Here is a 19,576-nt window from a genome sequence, read left to right as displayed (position 1 = left end):
TCCAGAGTATGTCTATTTTGCATTGAATAATATGGACTTTATTATGCGGCTGGCATTGTTACCTGTGGCTGCAACCCAAAGAATCGAGCCCCTTCATAGAATATGCTAATAGACAATAAGACAAACGGCCAAGTCGGAGCGGAGCTGCGAAAGGCGGTTAGCCGCAACGCCAAGCTCTCTGTTTTGTCCGGCCTGTTTTCGCTCTACGGTTTCTCGGAATTGAAAGACGCTCTCGGTAAGATTGACTCCGTGCGTCTTCTTTTGCCCGAAGCGGATGAAGCCGGGCTCATCGGCGGCGTAAACGACAGGCGATTCCGGAATCAGCTCAACATGGCCAGTGTGGCCCGAGAGTGCGCGGATTGGGTGAGAAAAAAGGTGGAAGTCCGATCGCCGCGCGCGCCCATCGGCAGCAACCTTTTTCATGTACAGAATGCGGATGGTCAGTCCGTGGCCATCCATGGAAGCTCCCCCTTCACCACGGATGGGTTGGGGGTTAACCCTGCCTCGGGTTTTGCGATCAACACGCTGGTCACTGCCCCTCGGGAGGCGCAAAGCCTGTTGGAGTGGTTCGATTCGATTTGGGAGAACCCCGAAGAATCCCGCGACATCAAGAAACAGCTCCTTGCCGACATAGAGGCCATCTATGCCGACAATTCCCCCAGCTTTCTCTATTTCTTTGTCTTGTACAATATCTTCAGCGAGTTCCTGGAGGAGCTCGATGAGGAAAGCATCATCAAGACCCGGACTGGCATCAAGGATACGACAGTCTGGAATAAGCTCTACAAATTCCAGCGGGACGGAGTGCTGGGCGCAATCGACAAGATCGAAAAGTACAACGGCTGCATCATCGCGGACAGTGTCGGTCTGGGCAAGACCTTCGAGGCCTTGGCCGTCATCAAATACTACGAACTCCGTAACGACAGGGTGCTCGTCCTGTGTCCCAAGAAACTGCGCGAGAACTGGACGCTCTACACCATCAATGACAAGCGGAACATCCTGGCTTCCGACCGCTTCAATTACGATGTGCTGAACCACACGGATCTCTCCCGCGTCCAGGGCTTTTCCGGCGAAATCAACCTCTCCACGCTGAACTGGGGCAACTACGACCTCGTGGTCATCGACGAGTCGCACAACTTCCGCAACAATCCGCCTAAGAAGGGGACCATCACCCGGTACTCCCGGCTCATGAGCGAGATCATCAAGTCGGGCGTGAAGACCAAGGTCCTGATGCTCTCGGCCACCCCAGTCAACAACCGCATGACCGACCTCAAGAACCAGGTTGCCTTCATCACCGAGGGCGACGACCTGGCCTTGAAGGAACACGGCATCACGAGCATCGAGGAGTCGCTGCGACGCGCCCAGGTCCGGTTCAACCAGTGGCTGAAGCTGGAGGAGTCGGAGCGCACCACGGAGGCCCTCCTGGAAGCGCTCAACTTCGATTATTTCAAGCTCCTGGACCTCCTGACCATAGCCCGGTCCCGCAAGCACATTGAGAAGTACTACGACATCGCGGAGATCGGGCAATTCCCCGAACGGGCCAAGCCGATCAACATCTACGCCGACATCGACACTGACGGGCGGTTCCCGGAACTCAAAGAGATCAACCGGAGCATCCGCAAGCTGAACCTCAGCGCCTATTCGCCCCTGAAGTACGTCCTGGCCGACAAGCGGGAGGAGTACGGCCGCAAATACGACATGCAGCTTTCCGGCGGTTCCGTATTCAAACAGATCGACCGTGAAGCCAGCTTGATCCACCTGATGCGCGTCAACCTCTTCAAGCGCATGGAGAGCTCCATCAACTCTTTCGGGCTGACCCTGGAGAAGCTGCTCAACCATGTGCGGGAGATTATCCGGCGCATTGACGGGCACGATCCGTCGGGCATCGAGGAAATCTCCATCGAGGACATCGAGGTCGACTCCCTGGAGTTCGACGAGCACCTGATCGGCAACAAGGTCAAGGTGCTCATTCAGGATATCGACCGCATCCGCTGGAAGCAGGAACTGGAAGAGGACGAGGCGTTGCTCGTGCAGCTCCTCGGGGACACGGAACGGGTCGAGCCTGAGACCGACGCCAAGCTCCTGGAGCTCAAGAAGGCCATCTCGGAGAAAATCGCTACGCCCGTCAATCCGGGCAATCTGAAGGTCATCATTTTCACGGCCTTTGCCGACACGGCCAATTACCTCTATGCCAACCTTTCGGACTGGGCCAAGAGCAAGCATGGCATCCATTCGGCATTGGTGACCGGCGGGACGGGCGGCAATAGAACAACGCTGCACACCATCCGCAAGGACCTGCCCTCAATTCTGACTTCGTTTTCTCCCGTCTCCAAGGAACGAAGCATGGTGGATGCCACGCTTACCGAGGAGATCGACCTGCTCATTGCCACGGACTGCATTTCCGAGGGCCAGAACCTGCAGGACTGCGACTACCTGATCAACTACGACATCCACTGGAACCCGGTCCGGATCATCCAGCGGTTTGGGCGTGTAGATCGGCTCGGCTCGAAGAACGCTGTCATTCAGCTCGTCAACTTCTGGCCGAATCTGGAGCTGGACGAGTACATCAACCTGCAGGCGCGGGTCTCGGGCCGCATGGTGCTCCTGGATATCTCCGCCACCGGCGAGGAGAATCTTATTGAGCAGAACGCGGGCGATGAAATGAACGACCTGGAGTATCGCCGCAAGCAGTTGGAGCGGCTCCAAAACGAGGTCGTGGACATCGAGGACCTGGGCGAGAACATTTCCATCACCGACCTGACCCTCAACGATTTCAGGATGGACCTTGCGGGCTACCTCAAGGAACACCGGGAAGAATTGGAGCACAAGTCCATCGGGGCCTTTGCCGTTGCCGGGGCCGATGAGGACTTGCAGCCGGGCGTCATCTTCTGCCTGCGGAGCGAGAACCCGAAGATGGACACGGACAAGACCTATGCCCTTGCACCGCACTATCTGGTCCATGTCTCGGACTCCGGCGCGGTGACGTTGAATTACACCCAGGCCAAGAAGGTCCTCGACCTTTTGCGAAAAGCCGCCGGAAAGTCCAAAGCCGTTGATGCGGACATGGTGGGGACGTTGAACCGCCTGACGCGCCAGGGGCGGGATGTGAGCGAATATCAGGGACTTCTCGGCAAGGCCGTGGCCACCATTTCCGGCAAGGCCGAAGAGCACGGGACGGCCAGCTTGTTCGCCCGTGGCGGCACCGCCATCTCCAAAGGCACCTTCCGGGGCATCGAGGACTTTGAAGTGGTCGCCTACCTGATTGTCCTCGACGGGGAGGCCGCATGACAGGGCAACTCCTGGAGAGCCTGGGATTCCCGGGAGCAAGCCGTCTCGGGAAGCGGGTGTTCAAGAAGCTTTTCGTGGAGACCGGGTCGCTGACGGCTTCCGACAAGAAGGCGCTTCAGGATGATGTGGAGGGTGTGACCTGGCAATACACGCTCAAGCCGGAGACCATTCCGATCAAATCCTACGAGGATGCGGAGCGGGAATACCTGGAGGTGGCCGTACTGGAAGTGGTCATGCGTACCAGCAAGTCCTGCACCCGGCTGGCCGAGGTCATCCACCGCGCTATCCCGTATCCGCTTTTGATCGTCTTTTCCTTTGAAAACGAATGCTGCCTGAGTGTGGCCCCGAAGCGGTTCAGCCAGGCGGAGCAAGGCGTGATCATCGCGGAAGAATTCCTCACCACCGGATGGATTGATCTGACCGCGCCGACTGAAATCGACCAGGCCTATCTGGACAGTCTGGCGCTCGGCGGGTTACCGCATACACACTTTCTGGCGTTCTATTCGGCTTGGGTCGATCGGTTCATCGCCTATGATTGTGCCCGGCTGTCCGGCGTCTTCCAGGTGAGGGGCAAGGCCGCCGATCCGGCGGAGCGCCGGGAACGATTGGCGGCGTGCCACACACTGGAATTGCGGATTGCCGAATTCCGGGCCGCCCTCAAAAAGGAAACCCAGTTCAACCGCCAGGTGGAGCTGAACACCAAGATCAAAAACACGGAGAAGCAGCTGCGACAACTCGCAGCCACCCTCTGATGCACAGGATGAATACATATGCAGAAGCTTGATCCGAATACCGATGGCAAGACCATGGACATCGTGGCCGACAACATTGCCAAGCTCAAAGAGCTGTTCCCAGAGATCGTCACCGAAGGCAAAGTGGACTTCGAAGCGCTGAAGGGAGTCCTCGGTGAATACGTGGAGGACCGCGAGGAACGCTACAGCTTCACCTGGAACGGCAAGTCCAAGGCGCGGATGTTGGCGCAGACGCCGAGCAATGGAACGTTGCGGCCTTGTCCTGAGGAGTCGGTGGATTTTGACTCGACCCAGAACTTGTTCATTGAAGGCGATAATTTGGAAGTTTTGAAGCTCTTGCAGAAGAGCTATTATGGCAAGATTAAAATGATTTATATTGACCCGCCATATAATACTGGCGGAGATTTTATCTATCCAGACAACTTTCGGGAGAGTATCAAAAACTATATGGAGCTAACAGGACAAGTTAACTCTGATGGGAAAAAATCTTCGACCAATTATGAAACAAGTGGAAGGTATCATACCGATTGGTTGAACATGATGTATCCTCGCTTACGCCTTGCAAGAAACCTACTCAGGGACGATGGCGTAATCTTTATTTCAATAGATGATTGTGAAGTCTCAAATCTGCGTAGAATATGCGATGAAATTTTTGGCGATGAGAGATTCATAGCTCAACTCATTTGGAAAAGCAGACAAAACAAGGATAATAGGACAAAGAATGGAACATCAGTCGACCATGAGTATATAGTTACTTATGGGAAGACCCTCAGAGGAGATGATAGGAATTTACAAGGGTACTCAAACCCCGACAACGATTCGCGTGGTGACTGGACAAGTGCGAACATGGTTGGTCTCGCTACCGCTGATCGCCGTCCGAATCTTCATTACAATTTAATCGATCCCGCAACAGGTATCGATTACGGTTGCCCGGAAATGGGATGGCGATACGATACGAACACCATGGCCAAGCTGATTTCAGAAAAAAGAATTCTTTGGCCTGCAAGTCCTGATGGACGACCAAGAAGAAAGTCATTTCTAAGCGAGTTGTCGTCTGAAAGAACAGGTTATTCATCTATCGTAGGCACTGATATTTACACAAGAAACGGCACTGCCGACATTGGCAAGTTATTTGAAACAAGGGTCATGGATTTTCCAAAGCCTGTCGGCCTCATAAAGGGACTCATTAATCAAGCAGACTTAAAACAGGATGAAATAATTTTAGATTTCTTCTCGGGCTCTGCCACAGCCGCCCACGCGGTTATGCAGCTTAACGCCGAAGACGACGGGAATCGCAAGTTCATCATGGTACAGCTTCCTGAAGTTTGTGCTGAAAGCTCCGAGGCATTTAAATCTGGTTATAAAACCATTGCCGACATCGGAAAAGAACGAATCCGTCGCGTTATCGCAAAGATCAAATCCAAACAAGAAACGATTGGCGCAGGAGCAAAAGAGAAGCTCCCTGGTCTGGCAGAAGAACCGCATAAGCTCGACCTCGGCTTCAAAGTCCTCAAACTCGACTCAACGAACATCAAACCGTGGGATGCCGATTTCGACAGCTACGAGAGCTCCCTGGACGACTATATCTCCAACATCAAGCCGGGACGCTCCGAAGAAGACGTGCTCTACGAGATCCTGCTCAAGTACGGTCTGGACCTGACCTTGCCCATCGAGACACGTATCATCGCCGACAAGAAGGTCTTCATCGTGGGGCTGGGCGCGCTCGTCCTGTGCCTGGCGGACGGCATCACCCTAGATGTGGTCGAGGGCATTGCAGACCTCAAGGAGGAGCTCAAGCCCGAAGTCATGCGCGTGGTGTTCAAGGACAACGGCTTCAGCGGCACTAATGGCGACGTGATCAAGACCAACGCCATTCAGATTCTGCGCCAGCACGACATTACGGACGTGAAGAGCCTGTAGGGAGACGACAAATGGATAAGCAATTCATTGTGCGGTTGAAGAATCAGTTTGACTCCCTGATTCATGGCACCACTGAAGAAAATGTCGAATTCTGGTTAGCCAGGGATATTCAGGAGCCACTGGGGTATGCTCGGTGGGAAAACTTCATGAATGTCATCCAAAAAGCGATTGATTCTTGCGCAACAGCCGGTTCCAACCCTGACGACCATTTTCGTGGCGTCACGAAAATGGTCCAGCTTGGCAGTGGGTCTGAACGAGAAGTTATCGACCTTATGCTCACTCGCTACGCCTGCTACCTCATCGCCCAAAACGGAGATCCCCGCAAAGAACCGATCGCGTTCGCTCAGAGCTATTTCGCCATCCAGACCCGCAAACAGGAACTCATCGAAGAACGGATACGGCTTCATGACCGTATTCATGCCCGCCAAAAACTCACGGAATCCGAAACTGAACTCTCCCGAAATATCTATGAGCGGGGTGTGGACAATAGAGGATTCGGAAGAATTCGTTCCAAAGGCGATGCAGCCCTCTTTGGGGGATATACGACACAGGCCATGAAGGATCGATATGGGATTACCAAATCCCGTCCCCTGGCGGACTTCTTGCCCACGGTGACCATCGCAGCCAAGAACCTGGCCACCGAGATTACGAACCACAACGTCCAGAGTAACAACCTCCACGGAGAAAAGGCCATTACGGATGAACACGTCCAAAATAATACCAGCGTACGGAATATGCTTGGGGATCGTGGCATCGTCCCGGAAGACCTGCCCCCTGAAGAAGATTTGAAAAAGCTAGAACGGCGCGTGAACTCCACGGAGAAAAAGCTGATGAAGGAATGCCCCAAACTGCCTGAGGGGCAAGACTAGACATGAAAATCCAATTCAATCCCGACCTCGCCTACCAGCAGGAAGCCATATCCTCGATCACCTCCATTTTCGAAGGACAGGAGATCTGCCGTACCAATTTCACCGTCGCACCCCTGAAGTCCTTTGGCGAGGGAGCGCTCCTGTCCCATGCGGACATGAATACGCTGGGTATCGGCAACCGCCTCCGCCTGCTCGACGAGGACATCCTCGCCAACGTCAGGAAGACACAGCTCAACAACGGCCTCGCCCCTTCCGAGGACCTCGACGCCCTCAACTTCACCGTGGAGATGGAAACGGGAACGGGGAAAACTTACGTCTACCTGCGCAGCATCTTTGAGATGAATCAGCTTTACGGACTGACCAAGTTCATCATCGTCGTCCCTTCCGTGGCCATCAAGGAAGGCGTCTACAAGTCGCTCCAGATGATGGAGGACCACTTTCGGTCCCTGTACGAGAATGTGCCCTTCGACTACTTTGTCTACGACTCGCAAAAGCTCGGCCAGGTCCGCAACTTCGCCACCACGGACGCCATCCAGATCATGGTCATCAACATCGATGCGTTCCGGAAAAGCTTCACCGACCCGACCAAGGAGGACAAGGCCAACATCATCCACCGTCCCCACGACCGGATGACCGGCTCCAGGCCCATCGAGTTCATCCAGGAGACCAACCCCATCGTCATCATCGACGAACCCCAGAGCGTGGCCACCACGCCCAAGAGCAAGAAGGCCATCGCCTCCCTCAATCCGCTCTGCACCATCGGCTACTCCGCCACCCATATCGACAAGCATCACATGCTCTACAAGCTGGATTCCGTGGACGCCTACGAACAGAAACTGGTCAAGCGGATCGAGGTGGCCGGGATTCAGGTTCAGGACGGCCACAACCGCGCCTACGTCAAGTTGCTCGGCGTAGACAACAAGAAGAGCCCGATCACGGCCAGGATCGAACTCGACGTCCGCCAACGAAGCGGTGAAGTCAAACGCACGGTCAAAACCGTCAGAAGCGGCGACGACCTGCTCGATCTGTCCAATGGGCGCGACGTCTACGACGGCTACATCATCAACGACATCTATTGCGAGCAGGGCAACGAATACATCGATTTCACCAGTCAGGACGAGATTGTCCCTCTGGGCCAGGCCATCGGCGAGGTCGACGTGGACCAATACAAGCGGCTGCAAATCCAGAAGACCATCGAAGAGCACCTGAACAAGGAGCTGCGTCTGCGCCCCAGGGGCATCAAGGTGCTGAGTCTCTTCTTCATCGACCGCGTGGCCAACTACCGGGATTACGACGAGGACGGGAACCCGATTAAGGGCAAATACGCCGTCATGTTCGAGGAGGAGTACCGGAAGGCGATCCGCAAACCCAAGTACAACACCCTGTTCGAGGGTGTTGATCGGGAAACGGCGGCGGAAGGCGTTCACAACGGGTACTTCGCCATCGACAAGAAAAAGGACGCCACCGGAGCGGAGCGATTCAAGGAATCCAGCGGCGAAGGCAAGACTGTTGCCGACGAGAGCGCCTATCAGCTCATCATGCGGGACAAGGAAAAGCTCCTCAGCTTCGACTCCAAGCTCAAATTCATTTTTTCCCACTCCGCCCTCAAGGAAGGCTGGGACAACCCCAATGTCTTTCAGATCTGCACGCTGAACGAGACCGCCTCGACCATGAAGAAGCGCCAGGAGATTGGCCGGGGGCTGCGTATCGCGGTCAACCAGAAAGGAGAACGCGTCCACGGCTTCGACGTGAACACCCTCACGGTCATGGCCAACGAGTCCTACGAGGATTTCGCCTCCCAACTCCAGAAGGAAATCGAGAAGGACGAGGGCATCAAGTTCGGCGTGGTCGAGAAGCACCTCTTCGCCAACGTCTTGGTCCTCGGAGATGACGGAACCACAAGCCACCTTGGCACCGAGGCGTCCGCCGAGCTGTTCAACCACTTCAAGGGACTGGGCTATATCGACGCCAGGGGCAAGGTACAGGACACTCTGCGCATCGCGCTCAAGAACAAGACCCTCGATGTCCCGGCGGGCTATGCTGAACAGCGAAAACAAATCGCCAATATGTTGAAAAAGGTGGCGGGCAAACTCAACATCAATGATGCGGACAAGCGCACGCAGGTCTCAGTCAAGCGGGCGATCCTCGAAGGCGAGGAGTTCAAGGCTCTCTGGGACCGGATCAAATACAGGACGACTTTCCGTGTGGACTTCGACCCCGAGAAGCTTATCCAGAAATGCGCTGAGGAGATCGACAAGGGGCTGGTCGTAGGCAAGGCCAGGTTTGTCTACCGCAAGAGCCAGGCCGACATCACACGGGGCGGCGTCACCATGTCCGAGGCCAAGCAGAGTACTCACGTGTACGACGCACGGGACTTCGAGCTGCCGGACCTGCTGACGTATCTCCAGAACGAGACCAACCTCACCCGCAGGACCCTGGTGGCGATCCTGAAGCAGAGCGGCTCCCTGCCCAAGTTCAAGAACAACCCGCAGAAGTACATCGAGCAGGTGGCGGCCATCATCAAGCAGCAAATGCGGGAGTTCGTCGTCGACGGCATCAAATACCAAAAGCTCGGCGACTCCCACGTCTATGCCCAGGAACTGTTCGAGACCGAGGAACTCTACGGCTACCTGCACAAGAACATGCTGGAGAGCACCAAGTCGGTGTACGACCACGTGGTCTACGACTCGGCGGTGGAAGCCGAATTCGCCAAACAGTTCGAGAGCAGCGACGACATCAAGGTCTACGCCAAGCTCCCCGGCTGGTTCAAGATCGATACGCCTCTCGGCTCCTACAACCCCGACTGGGCCGTCCTCGTCGAAATCGACGGTCAGGATCGCCTCTACTTCGTCGTCGAGACCAAGGGTACCCCCTTGCTCGGAGCCCTTCGCACCGCCGAGCAGGCCAAGATCAAGTGCGGCCAGGCCCATTTTGATGCCATTGGCAATGAGGTGGAGTTTGCCCTAGCGAACAACTATGAGCGGTTTTCGGAAATTGTATCGCAGGACTGATTTCCCTGAGGAGGACACGGGGAATCGGGCACATAGTCCTAGGACCATCAGTAGATGACACCCTCTAGGGAGACCTCGGGAACCGGCCATTTGGGCCGAAAGCACATCAAGAGCTTCGCAAGCGGCCTCGCCCATATGTTTGCCAGCTCAGCCCAGCATTACGCATGGCTGGCGCACAAGCTCGGGATTCCGACGGTGACCATTAACCTTATTGAGCTACGGATCGAGCCTGCCGAATTCAACACGGACAGAAACCGAGTCCTTGCCGAGATGTGCCAGCGGACGCTCCTCCGGAATACCCAAAAGCTGACACCTCCCGGCTCTGTCAGCTCAGCCGTTCTATCCGCCCAATTCGGCATCGATGATTATTCCGAAGACAACCATACCGCCTCAATTGGGGAATCCATTTTCTCCGTCATTTTGACTGATGACCAAGGCAAGAAGTGGCGTGTGGACCATGTCGAAAAGAGATTACTCGTACAATTTTGATTAGTTAGGCTCTTGTCAGCCTCCAAAAGACTCAAAGCCCTTTCCCGCTTTAGAACGGATACTCCACGGCTGGACGCTATTCCCCGGAATGTCGCTTCAACGACTCCATCATATCTAGGACCACGGCGAGTTCCTTCTCGGGAAGTTCAGACAGGAAATACTTGGCTTTGGACAAATTCGCCGACTCTGCTTTTTCGACATCAAGCAGTTCGCTGGCGTCTGCCCGGAGTGCTCCGGCTATCTGCAACAGCACCCTGACCGATAATTTGCCGACGCCGCGCTCCACTTCGCCGAGGTATTTGTAGCTGATACCCGCCTTCTCGGCCAAGGACTGTTGGCTGAGGCCGCACGCCTTCCGCAGTTCTCTGATCCTGGATCCGATTTTTTCAAAAGCCTCATTCATCCTTGCTCCTCCGATTGCGTTCTACAATGGGTGAGAGCCGGACAAAGAAAAACCCGGTGCACGTTTCATAAATACTGGACGTTTAACACTTGTAGGTGTTAAACGTCATCAAAAATGGCCTTCTTTTGGTGACCGGAGTCTCATTTCCCCTTTCAATCTCAACATGGAGCAGTACCGATGGAAGCTAAAGAGATCAGCAGCAATAACGGCAAGAACGCCTACTACATCTTCTATCTGATCCTCAGCATCGCTTGGGGATTTTGGGCAACGTTCGTCAACACCCAGATCGCGTCAGGTTTCCTGATGAAACTGGCCGGGGCCATCGGCGGCAGCGTGGGCGGATTTCTGGGGTTTCTGATTGCCGATTTCATCCGCAAGCTGATCATTCCGGACATGATCTTCACCACCGGCGGGTTTCTCGGCCTGCTCAAGGCGCGGTTTTTCTGGATGTGCGGCCCGCAGTTGATCGGCATCGCCGTTGGCGGCATTCTGTTCATAAGCATGATCGTCGAAATGAAGTAGGTTCCGATCATGAGCAAAACTAAATGGATAGGACTGTGCCTGTTGCTCACCGGGCTTTTACTGTCCGGTTGCGGCCAATCCGACGACATCACCAGGGAGGAATTTACGGGCGAGGCCAAATCCGCCATGTATCAGGCTGCAGAAAACATCCTGATGTTCCTGCCCGGCGATTTCGATTACGACTCGATGATCCTGTTCCAGGACGGGGACGGGAATGTCGTGGGGCTTTCCGCCAGGGGGAATCGCGGATTCCTCGCCGGAAACAGCATGAACGTGGACCGGATGACCACATGTTCGCTTTATGAAGTGGTCAGCATCAACGGCGAAGATATAGCTTTCCCCAACATGAAGTGCGGCGCTTCGGCCAACCTGGACGGCCCCGAACTGACCCTCAAAGGCATGGCCCACTGCGACGTCTGCGGCATGGGCGCGTCCATCGACGGGACGTTTATCCGTTTCGCCGAGATCGTCTTTGCCTACGATGAGGGGACGCCCAAGGTGAAACAGGTCTACAAACTGTTGTAAACGAAAAGGAGAGACATGGCTGCTCCCTCCTTTTTCAAATTTGACTGCTTTCCTGATAAGCTAGGGCGACACGGGCGGCTATAATCGCCTTACGAAAATCAGTCCGCCAGATGATGATGCCGCCCAGCACTCACCATAACAAATCAAACACGCCCGAGGCTTTTGCCTCGGGCGTATCGGTGAATCTAAAGGGAAGACAGGAAGACCAATGTCGCAAACGCAACAATGATGATACATATGATCCCGTTGATAAGCTTCTCACGCGGGTTCAGGCCTTCATCTTTGTTGAACCACCGTTTCCATGAAAACGGGCGGAGGTCTGTATGCCGAGAGTAATACCACTCTCGTATGAAGACGACTCCACCAACAGAGCAAACAATGCTTGCAATAATCCAAAAGACGAGACCTGCTATCACTTTTGCCTCTTCCCGGTTTCCAGGGCTTTACTCAGCCAAGAATCGGTATATTCACTGCCAACGGTTGAGCCGACAACACCTCCAAGGTTACTTGCATCTTTCAGCGGCTTGGGAGGTATGGTTTTAGGCGGTGTAATTCTGCCGAAATTTTTGCCGACAGCCTTACCTGTCTTTCCGATCGCACCACCGACAGCACCACTTACTCCAGATGCAGCAACTTTCCCGACATCATCGACTTTGCCTTTCTTGATATACTGACTCCCGGCTTCATTCAAGGCAGCTGCACCGCCACCAAACAGAAGGGTTGAACCAATGCCTCCTCCCATGGTGCTCACCGCGCCGGTTGCAGCGCCCAAGCCGACCGATTTGGTATAGTCCCCTGTGCTCATCTTGCCGCTTCTCCAATCATCCCAATTGTCGTAGGCATTGGAGCCCGCGCCGATCGCGGCTCCTGCAACCGGGACCCAAGCGAACAGCCCCATGGGGTCGTGCATGTTCACCGGATCATCCAAACAATACCCATACCAGTCCGGATCGCCGCCCCTGTCCCCGATGGGATCGGGCGCGGTCCACCTGCCGGTGAAGGGGTCGTAGTCCCGCCAGCCGAAGCGGACAAAACCCAGGTCCCGGTCATGCAGGCCGCCTGCAAAGCCTATGGGCACGCGCAGGCCCGGATTGCTGTCCTCGATGATCCTGCCGAAGGGATCGTAGAGAACTTCCTTTATCATGTCGCCGTCCGCGTCGGCAACCACGCGCAGGGAGCCGACCTGATCAAAGTGCAGAGTAAATACGGCCCCGTCCTCGCGCCGCATGGCCGAGGGCAGCCGTTCGTTGTCCGCGTAGCCGAATTCGTAACCCATGCGCCCGTCGTGGAACGCGCCGAGCCGGACGAAGTCGAGCCATTGGTAGGCCTCGACGAGTTGGCCGTTGCAATACTTGGCGGCCCGCCTGCCGTCCTCGTCGTGGCGGTAGGCGTAGACGCGGCCTTGGTTCTCCACTTCCATCTTGAGCAGCCGGTAGTCCGGCGCGTACTCGTACAGGTGGTACGTGCCGCCGTTCGACCAGATGGACCGGAACCCATTTTCGTCGTGCGTGAACCCATTGTTACCCGCGCTCATCAGCCGATTGTCCAGATTGTACCGGTAGTCGCGGTAGCTGGACCCCACGGTGGCCGGGAAATAGTCCCGCTGGCGGCGGCCGTCTCTGTCGTAATAGCACTGGCAGATAAGCCGGTTGTCCAGATGCGCCTAAAAGAGCCTCCCGGCCTTCTCGTAGGCATACTTCCAGACAATGCGCCGACCGGCCACGGTTTCGGAAATCTCCGCGATTCGACCGCTTGGGTCATGCTTCAGCCTCATTTCAAATACGCTCATATGATCTCCTCCGGGCCACTGAGCTGACGGCCCTGTCTTTGTTTGCGGAAAGCGTACCATGGTTTTTTCGGCCCAAATGAGCGAAACACGGCGTTGTCGGTCAACAACGACTTCATGTCGGCAAAATGCACGCAGCCGTCGCTAAAAAACAGGTTTGTGTCGATTGATCGTGCTTGACAGGTTTTTCAAACATGTATTCCTCCGCCCCAACCGCCCGACCTGCAGCAGAAAAGAGGGCCGCCAAGGGAGTACCCCTGGCGGCCCTGATTTCGATCTATTCGAAGACCTCGCCGACGCTCATGCCCACATGGACATTTACGGCAGACTCGGCCTGTTCGTTCGTCATGGTTATGGTTCGGTTCCCCCCACTCTGACGGTTGACGTCTATGCCGAACTTGCGGAGGAAAGCCTGGACTCGGGTCAGATTCTTGCCAAACGAAGTCGCGGTCTTCGGCCATACATGAAGCCGAGCCACCCGCTCTCCGACGACCTCTTCCAACACCTGAAGGAGTTCGGAGGGAGTCCCTTCCCAGGCGGAACGATTCCGCATCAGCGTTATGATCGCGTTGGCGACGTGATCCGCAGTGAGCGCTTTCTCGACAGACTCGCTCTGGTTCGCCCGGTAGGCTTGCAGAAAGGCACCCGGTTCCCAGGACATCGCGTCTTCCCCAGCCACGCACCATTTCGTGAAGTCGGCCATCCTGGGCGGATTTTCGACCTCGACACGGGTGCGATTCCGTAAGGCGCAAGACACGCCATCGCAAAGTCCGGCGAGTATCTTGGGAGCGGCTTCGTCAAATGCCGCTTTGAGTTGCGTCTCGGTCAAACGCTGACTTGGCGGTATGACCGGCAGCGTTACCCTGAGGCACCTGTCGGCCAGGTCGTGCCGTTCCGCAAGCTGATCAATCCCGTTGAGGATGATGGGCTTCATGACGGTGAACAATACCTCGTCCTCGTTCGTGTACAGCTTTCGCATCGAGAAGCTGCCGCCGGTGGCGATCCTGCATAGCGCGTCCGATATCCACGGGGACAAGCCAGACAAGTTGTCCAAGGCGATCACATGCGAGTTGTGCGCCGCGATAACCAGATCCTGCTCGCAGCGCGGAGCCGAGCGAGTGGGGGCTATCGAGGGATCGATCAACTGCCGTAGGATCTCCGTCGTCGTACTCTTGGCCGTTCCCTGCTCGCCTTCGAGGACAAGGACCGGATACGGGCCGGGCGACAAAGCACCAAGCAACCACGCCTCAAGCAGGATCGCCGCGCCTTCATCGACATTCAACAGCTTCCCGAGTTCATGGACGGAACCACCTGCGGCAGGCGCGACCAAGGGCTGCATTCCCATAACTCGCCTGAACCGGACAGGAGGCTTGTCCACGACCTTCCATCCCTCTGCCGTGATTTCGACGGCACGCCACTTCTCGTCGCAAAGGTCGATGAAGACCACGTCGCCGCAATGCGCAACGCGCGTGTACACCGCCTTCGCTTTCGCACCGCCGTGGAGCGCTTTGGCCTCCATGTACCCAATCAGGTCGTTCGCGGCGAGAGCCTTGAGCGCCTTTCCGGTCTGCTTATAGTGCAAAAACCTCAAGATTTCCCGGAAGTCCCGACTTTCCACCCGGAATGTTTTGCGATGCCCATCGACCATCACATCGGCGTACGCCAACCCATTTTCGGACGGATACAGATCGAATGTGTCAGCCAGCTTGATGAGCTTTTCCGCCTCGGAGGACTTGGCCGCATTGGCGGACTCTCCCGAGTTGGCAGTCGCCCACAGCATGGATGGCGTATGCACACCGCATTCACAATCGCAGTCGAAGAGCTTTTTGATCTTCTCGCAGCTCATGTTGGGTACGGCCCGATCGAATTTCTTATCGGTCTGGGCGCGACTGTATCCAGGATATTCGCAACTCAGGTCGTGAGCGAGCCAACGGCCTTCTTGTCCCAATCCCTTCAGTACGGAAAGCATCGCGTGCCATTCCGGCTCACTCAACGACGCGGCATTCCGTGTACAATGCTGGACGAACTTGCATTGCATGATGAATTTCGTCGTATCGACCAATTCGCTGCTAGGTGGGCAATGAACCATCTTTCGGTTATATGCAAACATCGCCGCAAGCGGTTCAACGACCTTCAATGAAGGCGGTCTCTGTTCGATTTGTCGAGGAGCAACCGTCAATTCGGCCAACTCTGAATATGACATTCCGGACAATTCTTCCCAGGTGATCGGAACCTTATACGTGCCAATGCCACGACGCACGTTCTCCAACCGGAGGAGCTTCCCTTTGCCCATCGCATACATGCTGAAATCGAGGCTAGTCGTTCCGCCGCGCCAAAGTCGGACCGAGATATACTGTGCCATCCGCAGGTAGATCATGGGCAGCAACGGATCGCCTTCTGTGGCCCCGAACAAATAAGTGGGGACTATTATATGGAAGCCCTTCCGCCCTGAAACGAAAAGGCCGAGCAGGTGCGGGTCCACACCATTTCGTCTCAGATATTGCACAAGAAGGATGCAATCATTCCGGGCAATTTCGGGATCCTCCTTGTGGTCAAAATCAAAAACGAGATCACCATGACGGCGGGGTTCATCCTTGCCCTCCTGGGGCTCATATTCGAAAGCCATGGTCGACAGGAATGCAGCTCCTTCTCGCTTGGCCTGTTCCATGGCTTCATGAGAGTCCTCGATCATCCTCCAAGGGCCTGGCCTGTCCCCGTTCAGCGGGGCACAAAAACGTATAGGTTTCATAGTTCTTTTCCTTATTAAACGTGAAAAGGCCGGGAGAGTCGTTCTCCCGGCCTTTTTCGCCTTACGATCAAGGCAAAAACCCTAGTCGAGCTGTTGCATCCACCAATCTAAAAACGGATCGCGGATGATCAACATCTTGCGTGTCCCCTGGCGCTTGAAGCAGTCCTCTGGGATTTTTTTCAACGATTTCAGGTTCTGGACCGTTCGCCATCGGACGGCGTCACCAGTCAGACTGTCGAGTGAAGTTCCGGCAAAAACCGGTGGCAAATGATCTGCCAGTTGCTTTTTAAGATTTTCCACGTGTAACCTCCTAATCTTACTTCAACTTCATAGGATGTCACCGGTGAATAAAAAAATACACGCCTGGCAATTTGCTATAGGGCAGCGAGGCAGGCTGGAAAGCATGACTATATTCGTCTTTAATGTAATGCTTACTATCACCCAAAACTCTCTATGTGAATATGATCTAATACATTAATTATACAGTAAAAATTTCTTAAAAATTGTGATTTTTTAATTTGTATTTTAGATTGTTAAATTTTGTATTAAGTAATTATAAAAAATGTATTTTGTATTTGAATAAAAATATGTATTTTGTAATGACAATTATTACAAAGTGTTATCCAATAGCCCAACAGACACGGGCACGGCAGACAGAGAAAAACGATAAAACCGGGAGTGATGTTGGTTACGCGCGTCTCGGCAGTCGTAAAAAGTAGCCACGAAGCGCTCGTCTCAAGCCGGGAATCCAGCGAGGACTCGTGAAGCCACCCCCTTCTCCTTTGACCAGCAATCCATCGACGTATAGCAACTCGGCCAATCGCTTTGGGGTGACGGTGGCGCAAAACAGTTCTTTAAATTTCTTTGTGGGGAAAAGCACACCTCTCATCTTCCCCTCGGTGAAACGATACCCATCGTAATCAACATGGGTTAGGCATTTGGCCGCATCCCCCAACCGCTCAGGATAAGCCCCCGTCCGGATGGAATCCATAACCAGGAGAATCGCTTCTCTCTCAACTTCGGTTCTCCCCTGCAGCCATAAGGGCCATAGCCTTCCAAAGGATTCAGCTCCGGCCTCGCCGACAGGATACCCGAGTGCTTGATACCCGCGCCCCAGTGCAATTTGTATTGTGGCTAAAAGACGCGAGCATGGCTCTGCTATCGTTTTCAATCGGGCAAAAACTGATCCCTGTTTGACATACTCAACCTGGGCATTCAGGTCATCACCACCCATGACCCGCAACAAATGCTCAACAACACGTTTTCCGGCATGCCCATAATTGGCCCTGAATTGGACTGTGTTGCGGCGCGGGACACAACAGGGATCTGGCAACTCAAGATTAATGATTTGCCACTCCCCGTTCTCCACTTTGACCGGCTTTTTTCCCGTTGAAAAAATTGCGTGCCTGAGAGGCGATCCATAGGGCGCGTCCAGGAGGCTCCCGCCCAGCAGCCGCTTCAGAAGATTCCGCGCCTTGGTGTCACTTACGGATTCACTGAAATTGATGGCGATCAAACCATCGTTGTGCGCAGCCGCAATCGGCCCGAGTTCATCCGATATGGAAGCGAAACTATGCGCAAAATACTGACTTCCCCAGACTGAACAGGCAAGACGCAGCAGATGCTTTCGGGCCTCAGGGGGCCCCCCCCAGAGGTGGACCACAAAACTGGGACAATGGACCAACCGAAGCAAAGGCCCGGCAAACGCGACGGCCAGAGCCAAATGTTCCCAATCGATGAAAGGATCGCCTTTCAGACCATCGAGCCAGCCTCCAAGCGTCCCGGAAAGGCCATGCTTTGTCTTGTATCCAGCCTCCGGCAAAAAGGGCACGGGGTGAACATCTGACAACTGCCGATACGGAAACGAATATGTCGGGCTATCGAACAGTGAACTCCAACCGGCATGGTAGGTACCAACCACTGTCGGGATACTCCCTTGGCTGTCTGTCGATAGAGCATACTGATACGCTAAATTCTTGTTGAAAACCTTTACCCCGATCTCCTCAAGCGAGGATAGTACTGATTTCTTGCTCTCTCCACGTATTTTCAGCGGATAATAGGTCGCTCTTTTATCCGGAGTTACGACATAGCCCCAATAATCCCCCCGATGGTCGCAAAGCGCCCTTACCACATCATAGGAAGAACAGACCCTCTCTGCGAACTTTCGATCGCCGTCCACGGAGTGGTAAACATACCTGTCATCTTCAAAAAAGACGGAAGATGGCCCTGGCGCATCCGGCGGCATATACGGCAACGCCAACGGTGTTGTTACCCCGCAATCTTCCGGGCACGTATAATTGAACTTCGACGCCAATGCCGCGCACGCCCTGCATGGCATGTCGTGGGCACGCCATGAAGAAACGAGATCCGCTTTCCGCATTCTTGGATTGAAAATGCCCGCGCATACACACAGGCGGCGAAATGATCGGATATTCAACGCATTGCAGACACCGCCAAGGAGCGACAGTTCATCTTCATCTTCCCATACGGTCGTGGAGGCCACATCCTGTAACAAAGCACATCGTTTGAGGTTGCCGAAATGCTGGGGGATGGCTTGCTTGCTCCTCTCGACGGCATGCCTGGCCCTCAAAAAAACTTCCCGAAGCAAGGACACCCTTTCTGACGGGTCAGGCCGGTGCCGGGTATAATATTCAATCCAATTTATCTCTGCGCCATTATGATCTCGAAACAGATGTGAGATATCATTTTCAGGATCAAGACTCTCCAACAAATCCTTTTTTGTCCGCCATTCTTCATCAAAAAGGGTTAGGTAACGCAAGAACGGGTCAATAGACCTGACAACCTCTATGCTGCACGCGGTAGAAATGGAAGCTTCCTGCAGCCTCTGGTTCATGCCTTCGTATATCAAATCCAGCTGCCCATACCCTCGCTCGGAGCAAAAGGAACGAGCATCAACTTGTAGAAAGAGGACATCCTCACACCTGAAGATCGTCAATTGGTCCTCGGCTACAGCAAATCCGTTCACAAGAACTGCCCAGTACTCAAACAGTCCAGAGACGGCACGCTCGAAAGAATCCCCCTTGATACGGACAAGATAATCACCAAAGAGGTTTCCAAATTCATCCTTGCAAAAAACGGAGACCGACTCCACCCTCTGTCGAGTACACCATGACAGAACGGACGCAGGGGGAATGCCCACAGGGAGAGTAACCGGTAGCGGCATGCCGTTGGCACGACCGCACGCTCTCGAAAGGGGGCGTGGCATGCCGGATGGTGTTGCATAGTGTTTATGGCCGATCATAGG

Annotated in this window: 15 protein-coding genes; 8 read left to right on the top strand and 7 right to left on the bottom strand. The window is 54.6% G+C overall.

Features of this window, described 5'->3' with window-relative positions; translation table 11 throughout:
* Window positions 1-105: 105 nt before the first annotated feature.
* On the bottom strand, window positions 106-459 hold the full coding sequence (locus J0909_RS18380; RefSeq protein WP_286181891.1) for a hypothetical protein: 354 nt from the start codon (window positions 457-459) through the stop codon (window positions 106-108).
* Between J0909_RS18380 and J0909_RS07890 the strand changes: the two genes are divergently transcribed.
* The 6 genes from J0909_RS07890 (at window position 448) to J0909_RS07865 (ending at window position 10,326) form a co-directional block, all read left to right on the top strand.
* Window positions 448-3,285, top strand: a complete 2,838-nt coding sequence (locus tag J0909_RS07890) for a helicase-related protein (RefSeq protein WP_353616746.1) — start codon at window positions 448-450, stop codon at window positions 3,283-3,285. The two genes, J0909_RS18380 and J0909_RS07890, sit on opposite strands and share 12 nt — an antisense overlap.
* The gene (locus J0909_RS07885; protein ID WP_207261887.1) at window positions 3,282-4,037 is read left to right on the top strand and encodes a DUF4391 domain-containing protein; all 756 of its coding nucleotides are present in this window, start codon (window positions 3,282-3,284) and stop codon (window positions 4,035-4,037) included. The genes J0909_RS07890 and J0909_RS07885 overlap by 4 nt, the downstream gene beginning before the upstream one ends.
* Window positions 4,038-4,055: 18 nt before the next feature.
* Window positions 4,056-5,957, top strand: coding sequence for a site-specific DNA-methyltransferase (locus tag J0909_RS07880; protein ID WP_207261886.1), 1,902 nt, complete (start codon window positions 4,056-4,058; stop codon window positions 5,955-5,957).
* A gap of 11 nt (window positions 5,958-5,968) precedes the next feature.
* The gene (gene dinD / locus J0909_RS07875) at window positions 5,969-6,826 is read left to right on the top strand and encodes a DNA damage-inducible protein D (RefSeq protein WP_207261885.1); all 858 of its coding nucleotides are present in this window, start codon (window positions 5,969-5,971) and stop codon (window positions 6,824-6,826) included.
* A gap of 2 nt (window positions 6,827-6,828) precedes the next feature.
* A complete protein-coding gene (locus J0909_RS07870) occupies window positions 6,829-9,837 on the top strand; it encodes a type III restriction-modification system endonuclease (protein ID WP_207261884.1) in 3,009 nt (1,002 codons plus the stop codon).
* Window positions 9,838-9,927: 90 nt separating this feature from the next.
* The gene (locus J0909_RS07865) at window positions 9,928-10,326 is read left to right on the top strand and encodes a hypothetical protein (protein WP_286181890.1); all 399 of its coding nucleotides are present in this window, start codon (window positions 9,928-9,930) and stop codon (window positions 10,324-10,326) included.
* Between the two features lie 76 nt (window positions 10,327-10,402).
* Here the strand turns inward: J0909_RS07865 and J0909_RS07860 are convergent, their stop codons facing one another.
* Complete coding sequence (locus J0909_RS07860) at window positions 10,403-10,729, bottom strand: helix-turn-helix domain-containing protein (protein WP_207261882.1); 327 nt, start codon at window positions 10,727-10,729, stop codon at window positions 10,403-10,405.
* A 177-nt stretch (window positions 10,730-10,906) separates the two neighbouring features.
* On the opposite strand from J0909_RS07860, the gene J0909_RS07855 reads away from it, so the two are divergent.
* Both J0909_RS07855 and J0909_RS07850 read left to right on the top strand, forming a co-directional pair.
* Window positions 10,907-11,251: a hypothetical protein gene (locus J0909_RS07855; RefSeq protein WP_207261881.1), complete on the top strand. Its 345-nt coding sequence runs from the start codon at window positions 10,907-10,909 to the stop codon at window positions 11,249-11,251.
* Between the two features lie 9 nt (window positions 11,252-11,260).
* A complete protein-coding gene (locus J0909_RS07850) occupies window positions 11,261-11,776 on the top strand; it encodes a hypothetical protein (RefSeq protein ID WP_207261879.1) in 516 nt (171 codons plus the stop codon).
* A gap of 412 nt (window positions 11,777-12,188) precedes the next feature.
* Here J0909_RS07850 and J0909_RS07845 read toward each other — a convergent pair whose 3' ends face one another.
* The 5 genes from J0909_RS07845 to J0909_RS07830 all read right to left on the bottom strand — a co-directional run bounded on the left by J0909_RS07845 (window position 12,189) and on the right by J0909_RS07830 (window position 19,573).
* Window positions 12,189-13,418: an RHS repeat domain-containing protein gene (locus J0909_RS07845; protein WP_502757436.1), complete on the bottom strand. Its 1,230-nt coding sequence runs from the start codon at window positions 13,416-13,418 to the stop codon at window positions 12,189-12,191.
* A gap of 21 nt (window positions 13,419-13,439) precedes the next feature.
* The gene (locus J0909_RS18375; RefSeq protein WP_286181886.1) at window positions 13,440-13,565 is read right to left on the bottom strand and encodes a hypothetical protein; all 126 of its coding nucleotides are present in this window, start codon (window positions 13,563-13,565) and stop codon (window positions 13,440-13,442) included.
* Between the two features lie 274 nt (window positions 13,566-13,839).
* Entirely contained in the window at window positions 13,840-16,230 is a 2,391-nt protein-coding gene (locus J0909_RS07840) for an AICE element replication initiation protein (RefSeq protein ID WP_207261878.1), read from the bottom strand.
* A 162-nt stretch (window positions 16,231-16,392) separates the two neighbouring features.
* Window positions 16,393-16,611 (bottom strand): hypothetical protein, encoded by a 219-nt coding sequence (locus J0909_RS07835; protein WP_207261877.1) that lies wholly within the window; start codon window positions 16,609-16,611, stop codon window positions 16,393-16,395.
* Window positions 16,612-16,999: 388 nt separating this feature from the next.
* On the bottom strand, window positions 17,000-19,573 hold the full coding sequence (locus tag J0909_RS07830; protein ID WP_207261876.1) for a DUF927 domain-containing protein: 2,574 nt from the start codon (window positions 19,571-19,573) through the stop codon (window positions 17,000-17,002).
* Between the last annotated feature and the right edge of the window lie 3 nt (window positions 19,574-19,576).

This window comes from Desulfovibrio sp. Huiquan2017 (assembly GCF_017351175.1).
Taxonomy (GTDB): Bacteria; Desulfobacterota; Desulfovibrionia; order Desulfovibrionales; family Desulfovibrionaceae; genus Pseudodesulfovibrio.
This window is presented reverse-complemented; position numbering and strand designations above follow the sequence as displayed.